Genomic DNA, 13021 nt, shown 5'->3' with positions numbered 1-13021 from the left:
CGGGGCCCTTTCCATGTCGTCATCACGCCTCGACCGCTGGCCTACTTTTACACCGCCACCGTGGCCGGATTTTGCTCCGCCGTTGACACCCGGGCCCATGCCTTCCCCTTTGGCACGTAGAAGCGGAAGAGCACGTTGCGCTGCTGCTCGTCGACGAAGCTCGCGGCGAGCACGTTTATCTCGACGTTGCGTTCATAGGGGACGACCTGGACGTCGTGCCGGTCCAACAGGTCTGTGACTAGTGCTGTGACGTCGTCGCTCAGCGGCTTGAAGTAGTCGTCTCCGAACCAGTCGTCGTGGTCCCCTTCGGTAGACGCCTCGTCGGCACCCTCGTCCTGCCTCGTGTTTCCGTAGAAGCTGTCGTGAACGAATACGATATGCGGATGTGCGGATATGCCGGCGAACAGGCGCCCCCGCACGTCAGCGTATTCGCGGCATAATGTCGCAGCTGAACCAAGGATTTTTAACGCCCCCGTGCCATTCCATCTCGCTTGATCAAGGCTGAGGCAGGATGAGACACGGTGGGCCAGACGAACCTGAAGCACGCGCTTGAGCGCAAGTATGCGCTGCTAGCGGGCGAACTGAAGGACAAGCAGGGCGAGGTCGCGAAGATCCAGTCCCTCTTCGAACTGTTGCCGACGTTGAGCGCCCGGACGCAGCGGATCGAACGCCTGCTCGAATGCGCCGAGGAGCTGCTGAAAGAGATAGACCCGGCCTGGGTACCTGCAAAGGTCAAGGCAGTCCGCCCGAACGTCCACAAGGCGCCCGTTGGCATCGGTCGTATCAGCAAGACAGCCCTCGACGTCATGCGTCAGGCCGGTGTGCCGCTCACGATCAGCGAGATCACCGATCGGCTTCTAGCTCAGGAAGGTGTCGGCGAGGTAGATCCACAGACGCGTCAGCGGATCAGGAACTCTGTGGACTCAACGCTAAGACAAAAAGCCAAGAAGAACATCGTCGCCCACGACGGGGCTGCCTTCGCGCGGAAATGGAACATCGTGTCTCGCCACTGACCCGGTCAGTGGAGGCCCGCGAATATGTCTCCGAACAGGCTGTCCACATGGTTCGCGCTGCCGCGCTGCCAGTATCCCGAGAACGACCTGGATTGAGGTGCCGCAAGGACGGCCTTCAGGAGATCATGAGTCTGGGTGAGGTGATCGACGCGGCTCTTCACCTCGCGCCACGCCCCGTCACTGGCGTATCGCAGCAGGTAGCGGCCTGCGATGTGGTGGTGCGTCCCGGTTTCCATGCGGCGCAGGCGGGAGAAAAAGCTCTCCATCTGGTTCGTGTTGATGATGTTTTTGTCACCCGTCGCGTAGAGCTCGGAATGGTTGACCCGCTTCACGTCGTGCGTGGCGTGAAGATCGTCCCACGCGGGCGCTTCGTCGGCATACACCGTCGCCATGATGTCGATGCTTTCGGAGAGCCATGCGCAGGCCTGGTCCTCGGTGTCAAACACACCGACGATCATCCGGCCGCCGTCCCTGCGCTCGCGGGCACCGACGACGACGCGCCGCTTGCCGTTGAGATTGGCCTTCAGGCGACGATCGACGCGATTGATCTTGCGGTTCTCGGGCTTGATGTAGCCCCCGAACCATCCGCCATCGATCTCGACTTCACCGGTGAGGCGTTCGTCCCGCATGGAGTGCAGGATGCCCTCGCGATACTTCTGCTGAAGCACATAGCCGGTCTTGTATTCGAAATCGACGTCCGCGGTCAGGTCGATGGCATTGTTGCCCTTGGCCCCCTTCGTGAACGAGCGCGCCGCGGACAGCATCTGCTTGAAGCTGAGCTTGTGGTGCGCGAGCGGCGTGCCGCTCGTGATGGAGAACTGCTTCCGACAGCTTGCCTCCTTGCACTTCCAGCGACGCTGGTTCGCCAGATACCAGTGCTCGTGTGAGCCGCACCAAGGACAGACGGGCTCGCCATCGGTCGCCGGCCAGCGCATCTTTCGGAACAGCGTCTCGGCATCCTCTTCCGTAATCTTCTCGAGCTTGGACAGCGGGAACGTGCGCCAGGCCTTCGACTGCCGAAAATGCGAGCCAGACGCATTACGCGTTCGCCTTGCCTTTCCGGTATCGCTCGCGCTATCCATAGTCTCGTATATGACACCGCGAAGGTGGCATTGCAAGCAAAAGGTGCCATATGCGATACCCTGATTATCACATTCGATACGACCTTACGGTGTTGGCATGACAGAGGGGACGATTGGCGGCGCTGATTGGGAAGCTCTGGCGCGAAACATGTTGCGGGCCGAACTCATGCGCAAAGGCATCAGCTACGCCCGTCTGGTCGAAGCCCTGGATGCCATCGGGATCGCAGAGACCGAGGCGGCCATCAAGAACAAGGTGTCGCGCGGCCGGTTCACCTTTGTCTTCTTCCTGCAGGCGATGGCGGCGATCGGCGTGGACTGGATGCAGGTCCCGACCGTCGCCGATCTGGCGCAGGGGCGAGGCATCGGGGATCATGGCGCTCAGCAACTCGCCAAGCGGGCGCCCACGCCCAATTCCTGAAGTTTTTGGCTGCGCTTGGCGCATCTTGAACTCCATCCTACAACCGAAATCGAGGAGCCGAATGTCGTCGCGAGCTCCAAAAGGGGGCTTATGGAAGAAGCAGTCGATACCGAGGACCTGCTCATCAACCTCGCGGTTGAGAGTTGGCGACTGTGCCGCATATTTCAGCGCTCGATCGATGCCAGCGACATCCGTGCGGCAGGGCGCCAGTCCAACCAGGTCCGCTACTTTCAACGGAAGCTCGACGACAGTCTGGCGCCACTCGGGCTTCGACTCGTGACGCTGGATGGGCAGCCATATGACACCGGCATGGCGGCGACGGCGCTCAACGCGGCCGACTTCGGTCCGGAAGACACCCTCTATGTCGATCAGATGATGGAGCCGATCGTGATGGGACCCGATGGGGTCCGTCGCACCGGCACAATGATGCTCAGGAACTAGACCAATGGAATACGTAGGCATCGATCTCGGCACGACCAATAGCGCCATCGCAAGCTACGACGGCGAGAATGTGGTCCTCTACAAGAGCCCGGACCAGCACGACGTCACGCCCTCGGCGATCCTGATCGACCGGCGCGGCAACAAGTTCGTGGGATCGCGCGCCTATGACGGCGCCGCGCGGAGCCCGGAGAATGCCGCCACGCTGTTCAAGCGCATGATGGGGACGAGCACGCCGGTCCGGCTGTCTGCCGTCGACAAGGTTATGACGCCGGAGGAATGCTCGGCGGAAGTGCTGCGCACGGTCTTCGGCTACCTCCCGGAGACGATGCGGCGCGACGGTGACACCGGAACCGTCATCACCGTGCCAGCCGCGTTTAACCAGATGCAGAAGGATGCGACCCTTGCCGCGGCGGAGTCGGCGGGCATCGGGCGCGTTGCGCTGATGCAGGAGCCGGTGGCGGCCGTCATGAGCGTCATGCGCCAGCGCAACCGCGATGGCACGTTCCTCGTCTTCGATCTCGGCGGCGGAACGCTGGACATCGCCATCGCACAGAGCATGAAGGGCCGTGTGAGCCTCCTCGCGCACGGTGGCGTCGAGATGTGCGGCGGTCGCGACATCGACCGGGCGCTGATGGACGAAGTGGTCAAGCCTTGGCTCGTCGAGACGTTCGATCTCCCCGAGGGCTTCGCCTCGGACAAGCGCTATACGTCGCTGGTCCGCTTGGCGACGTGGGCGGCCGAGAAGGCGAAGATCTCGCTGTCCCGCGCCGAAGACGCCGTGATCGCCATGGAGGAGACCGAGATCAGGGTCCGCGACGATCGTGGCGACGACATCTATTTCGACATCCCGATCGATCGTGCCGCTCTCGACCGACTGATAGAGCCCATCCTCGACGAAGCGATCAAGTCCGCGCGCGCCACGCTCGACCAGGCCGGCATCAGCGCACACGACGTCGACCGGGTAGTCTTCGTAGGCGGTCCCACGCAATACAAGCCGCTGCGCGACAAGGTGGCGTTCGAGCTCGGGATCGCCGCCTCCACCGACGTGAACCCAATGACGGCGGTCGCAGAGGGCGCGGCCATCTTCGCCGAGTCGATCGACTGGTCCACGCAGAGCCGAGGTCGCAAGGCATCGCGCAGCTCCCTGTCGGCCACCGGTCTCGAGTTCTCGTTCGTCGCGCGCACGCCGGACGCCTCGGCGCGAATCGTCGCGCGCAAGGTGGGCGCTTCCACCGGTGAGTTCCAGGTCGACAGCCTCGACACGGGCTGGTCCTCCGGCCGCAAGGAGTTGAAGGAAGGGGCGGCCATTGACCTGCCGCTGGCCAAGCCCGGCGAGAACGGCTTCCGCGTCTTCGTCTTCGACGCGAGCGGTGGTCCGGTGGGGATCGCCAACGATCGCATTGTCATCAGCAGGACGGCCGCGTTGATCGATGCCATCCCGGCCTCGCACACAATCAGTGTCGAGGCGCTCGAGGGGCGTGGCGGGCCCACTGTGCTGGTTCCGCTCGTTCGTGCTGGTGATCCGCTCCCGAAGAAGGGGGTCGCGAAGTTCAGAGCTGGCGAGGCGCTCCGAGCCGGAAGTCCCGGTGCGCTGAACTTCAAGCTATGGGAAGGCGACATCCGCGAGCCCGTCGAGGACAACGTATTCATCGGCACCTTCCGAGTGTCGGGATCCGACTTCGAGGACGGGATGATCTCGGTGGGATCGGAAATACGGTGCGAGTACGAGATCACTGATGCTGGAACGGTTCGTCTCGGTGTATCGGTTGACGAAATTCGCGGCTTTTTTGACAGCGGTCACAACTACTACGCACGGCAGGATGCGCAGCTCGACTATGCGCAGGCGGCGGGCCTGGTGGCCGTCGAGGCGCAGGCGACGATCGGACGGCTCGACGAGTTCGGCAGGCACATCGACGATCCCAGGGTCGGCGCGATCCGGGACCGGATCGCCACGGCGGCGAGCCTCGATGTCGACCGTGCCGAACCCGAGGAGACCAAGCAGGCCCTCGACGAGATCCGCGCTGCGCGCCGCGACATCTCGCAGGTCCGCAAGGATCATCTGAAGGTCATTCGCCAGATCGATCTCGATGGGATCGTTGCGAACTTCGACGGCTGGGGACGCGAGTTCGCTCGTCCCGAGGAAGCCAAGGCGTTCGATGCGCTGGTGCGGACGGCGCAGCATTCGATCGACGCGAACGGCACCGACTTCGAGGCGCATCTCTCCGAGCTGCGGTCGAAGAATATCGCGGCGCTGTGGCGGTCCGACGAGTTCATCGTCGAGCGCTTCCACTGGCTGTCGCGCAGCCCGGAGCAGTTCATCGACCAGGCGCGCTACGACGCGCTGATCCAGCAGGGACGCTCCGCTCTCGCCCGGTCGGATATGGCGACGCTCCGCGACCTCCTCATCGCACTGGACGAGCTGCGCTTCACGCGCGGCGGCGAAGAGGAGATGCTCGCGATGACCAACATCGTGAGGGGCTGATGCCCAGCTCCCCGCTTCCTCAAGGCACTCCGCTGCCGGATGACCAGGTGCTCGGGCGGGTCATCCGCTCGGTCGACGACGCCTTCTGGATTCACGCGGCCAAGGGCGGCCGGCGCGTTCTCGTCATGACGCCTGCGTTCGCCTCGGCGACTGCGCTTGAACCGGCTGGGCTCAAGGAGCTGACGTTTGCCGGGACTAATTACCGCTGCCAGCTCGCCTCCGGCGCGCTCGACCTGCTTGAGCACCTGCCGCGGCCAATCACGGTCGATCAGGCGCTCAATTTCGCTAGCGCCGTTGCAGCGATCGACGAGCCAGTGCGTGGCGTCATCTATGATGAGATGAAGGGCATGCTCGTTCCGTTCGATGCGTCCGCCGCGGAACCCATGTCGAGAGCCGATGTCCTCGGCCGCTACATGACTGGTGGCGTCGAGGTGTCGGGTGATGACATAGTTGCGCTCGCGCGCATTTGTCCGAAGTTCGACGAAGGCGATCTCGAGTTGATCGCGGTGACCGCCGGGTTGGCCACCAAGAAACCCGTGCGGTCCGGCACGCCCAGAACACGGAAGGGCAATGCCTCCAAGCCGAAGGCGTCACCGACGCCGATTGGACGCTTCGAATTGCCCGGTCGCCGCGCTCTTGCCGATTTTTTCAACGAGCACGTCATCGACATCGTGGCCGACGAGGAGCGTTACGCTGCGCTCGGAATCGGATTTCCGGGCGGGATCATCCTTGAAGGACCGACCGGTTGCGGCAAGACGTTTGCGGTTGAACGACTGGTTGAGCACCTTGGCTGGCCGAGCTTCCCCATCGAGGCGTCCAGCGTCGCCAGCCCTTACATCCACGAGACCTCACGCAAGGTCGCGCAGGTGTTCGCGGATGCGATCAAGGCCGCCCCCTCGGTCATCGTCATCGACGAGATGGACGCGTTCCTGTCGAGCCGTGAAGCCGGTTCCCAACAGCACCACGTCGAGGAGATCGCGGAGTTCCTGCGTCGCATCCCCGAGGCGGCCAGGAACCGCGTGTTGGTGATCGGCATGACGAACCAGGTCGATGCGATCGACCCCGCCATACTGCGCCGCGGCCGCTTCGACCACGTCATCCACGTTGATCACGCGGGTCGGGAAGAGATCGCGGGTCTGCTGCAGTCTCTGCTCACCGACATCCCCAACGATGTGGACGACCTCAGCGGGCTGGCGGACCGGCTGGCCGGCCGCCCGCTGTCGGACGTCGCCTTCGTCATACGCGAGGCGGGGCGGCTGGCTGCACGCGCGCGCAAGGAGCGGATCGGGGCTGACGAGATTGCCGCGGCGCTGGCGAAGAGCCCGTCGCGCAACGCCGATGACCAGCGCAGGATCGGGTTCTGACCATGACCGACTCAACAGGCAGGGGCTTCGACGGCCTGTCCGAATTCAGCACCGACGTCGATGGCGCGATCGCGAAGGCGGACCGGATCGCCTCCGGTCCGCGACCTGCACCGGCTCCAGCGCCCGCGCCGGTAACGCCGTCCACGCCGGTCCACAGCGATGGCGGAGCGTTCACGGGCGGCCTGAAGAAGGTGGGAGGATGGATCCTCGCGATTGGCCTTCTCCTCGCGATCAAGGCCTGCATCTTCGGCGGTGTTCGTGCCGTGAGCGACAGCGACTCCACGTCGCCGTCCTATTCTACCTCAAGCTCTTGGGACCAGACCGGGGAGTCCGTCACCGACATGAACGACCCGGATTCGATGACGGACAACATGACCGCCGTCGATGAAGGCGCCGGGACTCCTACTATCGGCGAAGCCCTCGATGCCGCGGATGCCGGCACGTCCACCACGGAGGAGGAAGCGCAAGAGGACGATGGCGCCCTGGACAAGCCGCTTCCAGGCTATTCCACCCTCAGCATATCGGAAGTCCGCTACTGCCTCGCCGAGGATATGCGGATTGCCGCGCAGAAGACGGAACTCGACAGCTTGCAATACAGCGACGTCGACCGATTCAATCGCAACGTGGACGGCTTCAACGACGCCGTAAACGATTACAACCGCCGCTGCGTCAACCGATCTATCATGTCGAACGACCGGCCTCTCGCCGCGTCGCAGGTCGAACAAAAGCGTTCGCAGCTAGAGACGGAAGGGCGTAACCGTGTCCAGTGAAGACCCCGTGACGACGACCAACCCATTCGCGGTCCTCGGCATCACGATGCGCGATGACCGCGCACGGATCATGGAGGCGGCCGAGGATCGTTCTGACGTTCTCGACGCTGAGCTATGTTCGCAGGCGCGGGCGACCCTCATCAATCCCCGCAAACGCCTCGAGGCGGAGCTCGGCTGGTTCCCCGGTACGTCGCCGAAGGTCGCCGAGCAGGCGCTGTCGACACCGGTGACACGCATCGGTCAGCTACCTCTTGCCGGGCTGGCCAAGGCAAACGCCCTCGCGATCGCCGCCGAGCGCTGGACGCCTGCAGGGATCGCGGAGCTGGGCGCGTTCCTGGATGAGCTGAGCGCCGCTGTCGATGGAGTCGATCTCCATCAGGTGCTGCGGGAGATCAATGAGGACCGCGAGATCGCGGGCTTCCCATCGTTCTCCTCCGCCGAGTCTGCCGAGGACGTCCTGCGTGATCGTCGCCAAGGCTGGCGCCGGTCGGCGATGACGGTGATGGAGCGGACGCCGACGGCCGAGATGGCGGAAGCGATGTTCCTGCTTGTCGACAAGCTCGAAGCCGAGGAACGATTCCCCCTTTTCATGCACGAGCTGATTGCGGACTACGCTCTCCGCGCCCAGCCGTTCATGACCAAGGAGGTTGATGGCGCCAAACGCCTCGTCGCCAAGGCCAGGGAACTCGCTGCCACGCGCCCGGACGCGCTTTCGCCGTTGTTCGAGGCCCTGAAGGAGCTTCTCGTCACATGGGACGAGTTGACCCACCCGATCCAGGTCAGCGCGACCCTGCTTGGTCGCAAGGACTCGGATAGTGAGAACCTCGCCTTCGCCGTCCGTGGACTGTCGATCGACCTCTACAACGATCATCACCTGATCGACGAGGCGCGGCAGGTGTCCGCCATGGTCGGCGCCAGCTTCTCCGCCCTGCCGCGAATCGCGAACCAGGTCGCCGAGGACGCCAAGGCTCTCGAGAAGCTGGCCGCTGAGGCGGCACAAGAGGATGCCGACCTTTCGTATGCAGCGGACATCGGCACGTTCAGCAAGACCCGCTTGGCCATCGATAAAGCGGGTATCGAGTGGCGAGGCCGGCGGACGGCTCTGACTGCCGTCCGTGGTGTGCGATGGGGGGCAGTGAGAAAGTCGGTCAACGGCATTCCGACCGGCACCGACTATCTGATCGCCTGGACCGACGGAAGCTCCACTACCACGGCTGAGTTTAAGAACGGGGCCATCTTCGAGGCGTTCGTCCCGAAGCTGTGGAAGGGTGTAGGATTTCGGCTCGTCAACGAAATGGTGGAAAAGCTCGGTGCTGGCGGTGAGCTGCGGTTCGGGAGCATGATCGTCCGTAACGACACCGTGGTGCTGACCAGGCGAAAGTTCCTCGGTAGCGAGCCGGCCGAGTTCGCCTGGGCGGACGTGAGCGTCACGACGGCCGATGGCTCGTTCATCGTCAACGGACCGAAGGGCTCCAAGGCCTCGGCTTCCATGGCGTACCGGGAGGTGGACAACATCCACTTCTTCGAGGGGCTGGTCCGGCAGGCCTTCAAGAACGGACGCGTTCGGTTGAGCGAGGCTTTCATGGCATGAGGACGACGGACCAGAAATACGGCAAGGCCGTCCTCCGCATCGGCGCGGACAAGGACGGCACCTGGATCGGCGTCGTCATCCTAGGCGGGAAGGTCATCGGCGAAAAGCTGCACGATGAGGACCGGAACCGGCTCCGCGCGCGGCTCATGAATCTCGCTGGGACGGCGCATCCGAATTACTTCGGGATGGAAGGCGCGATCGCGCGCTTCCTCAAGTTCATGCCCGGCGGCTTCGCCGGACAGCGTTACACTGCTCACGATGGCGAGCGCCGCTACAAGGTCGACGCCCACAAGACGCTCATGACGCTGCTCCCGCTCACCGCGGCAGAAAAGGCGACCGATGCTGACGGAAAAACGCTGGCCGCAGCGTTCAAGAAGGATGAGCTGTGGACCCACATGCCGTCGCTGCAGGAGTCGACCAGGCTCCGCGAGGTTCTGGCGGAGCATGGCGGCGCGTTCCTTCGCGCGGCAGCCGCATTCGCCAATGGCGAGTTCAACAGCGGAATCGCCGGCATGCGAAATGCGATCGCGCCGCATGGAACGCTGACTTGGCCTATCGCCACCTATCTGCCGTTCCTGTGGTCACCCGAACAACACATGTTCCTGAAGCCGACGGCCACCCGCGACTTTGCGGAGCGGATCGGCCACCGCTTCGCGATCGAATATGATTCGGAGATCACGGCCGATGTGTATCGCAGCCTGCTCGACCTGGCTGACGATACGGCTGCCGGGATCGCGCAGCTTGGTCCCGCAGATCGCATCGATGTGCAGAGCTTTATCTGGGTCGTAGGAGAGTATCGCGAAGAGAACCTCCCGTGACGGGCGGCGGGCGGTGATCGAGTGGCTGGCCCTCGGGGCCGTCGCGCTGGTCGGGAGCATGTTCGGTTCCGACGAAAAGCGACCGTCCTACGGCGGCGGTTCGTCAACGCCCTTCGACCCGGATCGATGGCGTCGTGAACAAGAGGCGCAGGAGCGCAACTGGCGTGAGAAATGGGAGTCCGAAGTCGATCGGTCCCGCTGGATCCCGCAGAGCGCCGCGCACCGCATCATCGAGGCATACCCTCCGCCAGGTTCGGATCGCGATAGCTTCGGCGTCACCAAGCGCGTTGCGACCAGGAAGCTCCTCGCCGAATTCGCGACGCACAACCAGAAACATCTGATCGACCAGAAAGCCGCATTGAAGGCGTTCTTCGACACTGTGGAAGCATCGCCTCTGACCGACGAACAGGCGGACGCCTGTATCTGCATGGACGACGCCGTGCAGATCGTGGCGGCTGCCGGCTCGGGTAAGACCTCCACGATGGTCGCTAAGACGGGCTATGTGCTTCACCAGGGGCTAGCCGAACCCGAGCAGATCTTGCTGCTCGCCTTCAACACGGACGCCGCGGACGAGCTTCGCCAACGGGTGCGTGAGCGTCTGAAGGGCATCGACGGCATAGAACGGGTCACGGTCAAGACATTCCATGCGTTTGGCAGGGACGTCATTACCAAGGTTCAGGGCGTGAGACCTGCGAAAGCGCCATGGGTGGGTTCGCGGCGGCAGGAAAACGAGGTGATCGTCAGGATCGTCGAAGACCTACGCGCTTGCGATCCGGGCTTCGGAATCGAATGGGACCTGTTCCGCACGATCTTCGGGCGACCAATCGGGCGCGCGGCCGATCTGATCGAGCCGAAGGGCGCAGCTCGTGGTGACATTCGCACCGCCAACGGAGATTGGGTCAAGAGCCAAGAGGAGCGTCTGATCGCCGACTGGCTGTTCTATCACGGCGTCGGCTATCAATATGAACGGGATTACGAGCACGACACGCGGACCGCGACGCATCAGCAGTATCGGCCAGACTTCTACTATCCCGATGCGAAGCTCTACCACGAACACTTTGCGCTCGGTCGTGACGGAAATCCGCCGCCACACTTCACCGGCGATTATCTGGCTGGCGTCGCCTGGAAACGCGATCTCCACGCCGAAAAAGAAACGCGACTGTTCGAGACCACCTCGCACGGCATTCGTCGTGGCGTCGCCTTCCACGAGCTTGCCGAAGCGCTGAAGGCGCGCGGAGTGGAGCCGGTCTACGCTGCGGATCGCCCAGCGAAGGGAGAGCCGCCGATGGACACGCTGGCTCTGGCCAACCTTATGCGCGGCTTTCAGCAGCACGTGAAGGGCGGCGGCACCACCGTGGCAGACATCCGCCGCCGTATCGAGGCATCGGACGACGACGCGCACTTGGCGCGCTCCCTGAGGTTCCTGTCCCTATACCAGCGGATCGCGGATGAGTGGGAGCGACGGCTACGGGATGCGTCGTGCATCGACTTCGACGATATGCTCGTTGAAGCGGCGGCGCTGATCGAGGCCGGAGCCTACGACAGCCCCTACACCATGATCTTCGCCGACGAGTTCCAGGACAGTTCACGCGCGCGAGTCAGGCTTCTGAAGGCGCTGCTCGATCGAACGGATCAACGGGGGCATCTCTGCGTCGTCGGCGACGATTGGCAGAGCATCAACCGCTTTGCAGGTGCTGATCTGACGGTGATGACCGACTTCGCCGGCACGTTCCCGCACTCCTCGCAACTGAGGATGGCGACCACCTTTCGCTGCCCGCAGTCGTTATGCGACGCCTCGGGCGCCTTCGTCTCGGTCAATCCACGCCAGTTGGAAAAGACCGTTCAGACGACTAACACGAGGGAAGGACAATCGATCGTCGCCTTCGCCTTCGAATCATCGGAGAAGGCGTTGGAGGGCGTCGAGACGCATCTCAAGCGGCTACACGTGCGAGTCCGGAAAGATGCTGTGGATCGCCTGGAGGGGCGTCGAATCACGGTCATGCTGCTCGGCCGCTACAACCACGATGAGCCCGAAGAGGAACTCCAGACCTGGCAACAGGAATTCGGTGACGAACTCGACATCGAGTTCCGCACGATCCACTCGGCGAAAGGGCTCGAAGCCGACTATGTGATGATCCTCAATATGGTCGAGGACAATCTTGGCTTTCCTAGCCAGATCGCTGACGACCCGGTGCTGGTTCTCGCGATGCCCGACGGCGAGGACTTCCCCATGGCGGAGGAACGACGCGTCTTCTACGTCGCGATGACCCGCGCCCGTCGGCAGGTACGAATATACACCAAGGCGTCTACGCCCTCGCGTTTCTTGGTGGAGATGGCCGCAAGAAACCTGATCGAGGTTCGCCTGGAGGAGGGAGGGCAACTGCAGCCGTGTCCTAAATGCCGTAGGGGTGTGCTGACGCAGCGCTCAGGCTCCTATGGTGCTTTCGAAGGCTGCGGCGTGTGCGACTTCAAGCGAAATCTCCCCAATGGTGAGCCACGCCGGTCCAGCAATCGCGTTCACCTGACCACGCCCATGGCTCCGGGCGACAGCTGTCCTACCTGCACCAAAGGGCGCATGAAGGAGCGCCCGAAAGCGCGCTACAGCCCGATGGTCGGATGCTCAGGCTATCCTAACTGCAAGACCACCGCCCCGCTTCGACGGTAGGCGAGTGCGAGAGCATGCCTTTCATATTCGAATGCGACACACCGGTCATGCGTGCTGTCGCACGCTTTCCCGGCGTGTCGCCGCAGCACTTTGGTTCAGCTGCGACATTATGCCGCGTATTCGTCGGTGCACATCTTCTCCATTGACTTGGCGTTGAGCTTGACCAGCACCCCAATCAGCGGCTCGTTCCGGAGAATCTAGATGATTGCCTCCCAGTTGGAGACCCGCGACTCTAACCGCTTCTTGATATAGGGGATGTCCGCGACCGCGAGCTGGCTGGCTGCGCCGCCGGCCTCGGAGTCTCCGAGGAAGAGGAATTGCTTCTGCTCTGCGTCGTGCGTGTCGGCCATGTCTCAAGCTAGTGCCGGCGCACCTTT

12 protein-coding genes are annotated in these 13021 nt (G+C 63.3%); 9 read left to right on the top strand and 3 right to left on the bottom strand.

Going from position 1 to position 13021, the window contains the following annotated elements; translation table 11 throughout:
- Nucleotides 1–47 precede the first annotated feature (47 nt).
- The gene (locus tag IEX18_RS16015) at nucleotides 48–419 is read right to left on the bottom strand and encodes a hypothetical protein (protein ID WP_188660018.1); all 372 of its coding nucleotides are present in this window, start codon (nucleotides 417–419) and stop codon (nucleotides 48–50) included.
- Nucleotides 420–521: 102 nt separating this feature from the next.
- Between IEX18_RS16015 and IEX18_RS16010 the strand changes: the two genes are divergently transcribed.
- On the top strand, nucleotides 522–1013 hold the full coding sequence (locus IEX18_RS16010) for a hypothetical protein (protein ID WP_188660015.1): 492 nt from the start codon (nucleotides 522–524) through the stop codon (nucleotides 1011–1013).
- Nucleotides 1014–1018: 5 nt separating this feature from the next.
- Here the strand turns inward: IEX18_RS16010 and IEX18_RS16005 are convergent, their stop codons facing one another.
- The gene (locus tag IEX18_RS16005; RefSeq protein WP_188660012.1) at nucleotides 1019–2095 is read right to left on the bottom strand and encodes an IS1595 family transposase; all 1077 of its coding nucleotides are present in this window, start codon (nucleotides 2093–2095) and stop codon (nucleotides 1019–1021) included.
- 97 nt (nucleotides 2096–2192) lie between these two features.
- Here IEX18_RS16005 and IEX18_RS16000 point away from each other — a divergent pair, with 97 nt between their 5' ends.
- From IEX18_RS16000 to IEX18_RS15965, 8 genes are all read left to right on the top strand, one after another.
- Nucleotides 2193–2513: a DUF6471 domain-containing protein gene (locus IEX18_RS16000; protein ID WP_229664638.1), complete on the top strand. Its 321-nt coding sequence runs from the start codon at nucleotides 2193–2195 to the stop codon at nucleotides 2511–2513.
- A 90-nt stretch (nucleotides 2514–2603) separates the two neighbouring features.
- Nucleotides 2604–2954, top strand: coding sequence for a hypothetical protein (locus tag IEX18_RS15995; protein WP_188660009.1), 351 nt, complete (start codon nucleotides 2604–2606; stop codon nucleotides 2952–2954).
- Between the two features lie 4 nt (nucleotides 2955–2958).
- Nucleotides 2959–5436, top strand: coding sequence for an Hsp70 family protein (locus IEX18_RS15990; RefSeq protein WP_188660006.1), 2478 nt, complete (start codon nucleotides 2959–2961; stop codon nucleotides 5434–5436).
- Complete coding sequence (locus IEX18_RS15985) at nucleotides 5436–6800, top strand: ATP-binding protein (RefSeq protein ID WP_188660004.1); 1365 nt, start codon at nucleotides 5436–5438, stop codon at nucleotides 6798–6800. Before IEX18_RS15990 ends, IEX18_RS15985 begins: the two co-directional genes overlap by 1 nt.
- Nucleotides 6801–6802: 2 nt before the next feature.
- Nucleotides 6803–7570, top strand: coding sequence for a hypothetical protein (locus IEX18_RS15980; RefSeq protein WP_188660001.1), 768 nt, complete (start codon nucleotides 6803–6805; stop codon nucleotides 7568–7570).
- Between the two features lie 7 nt (nucleotides 7571–7577).
- Complete coding sequence (locus IEX18_RS15975; protein WP_188659998.1) at nucleotides 7578–9161, top strand: hypothetical protein; 1584 nt, start codon at nucleotides 7578–7580, stop codon at nucleotides 9159–9161.
- The gene (locus IEX18_RS15970; protein ID WP_188659995.1) at nucleotides 9158–9979 is read left to right on the top strand and encodes a hypothetical protein; all 822 of its coding nucleotides are present in this window, start codon (nucleotides 9158–9160) and stop codon (nucleotides 9977–9979) included. Before IEX18_RS15975 ends, IEX18_RS15970 begins: the two co-directional genes overlap by 4 nt.
- Nucleotides 9980–9992: 13 nt before the next feature.
- Nucleotides 9993–12644: a UvrD-helicase domain-containing protein gene (locus tag IEX18_RS15965; RefSeq protein ID WP_188659992.1), complete on the top strand. Its 2652-nt coding sequence runs from the start codon at nucleotides 9993–9995 to the stop codon at nucleotides 12642–12644.
- A gap of 197 nt (nucleotides 12645–12841) precedes the next feature.
- On the opposite strand, the gene IEX18_RS15960 is transcribed toward IEX18_RS15965, so the two are convergent.
- Nucleotides 12842–12994, bottom strand: coding sequence for a hypothetical protein (locus IEX18_RS15960; protein WP_188659990.1), 153 nt, complete (start codon nucleotides 12992–12994; stop codon nucleotides 12842–12844).
- Nucleotides 12995–13021 lie beyond the last annotated feature (27 nt).

It is taken from the genome of Sphingomonas metalli, assembly GCF_014641735.1.
Classification (GTDB): Bacteria; Pseudomonadota; Alphaproteobacteria; order Sphingomonadales; family Sphingomonadaceae; genus Sphingomonas; species Sphingomonas metalli.
The sequence above is the reverse complement of the archived record's forward strand: the minus strand, read 5'-3'. Positions and strand labels throughout refer to the sequence as shown.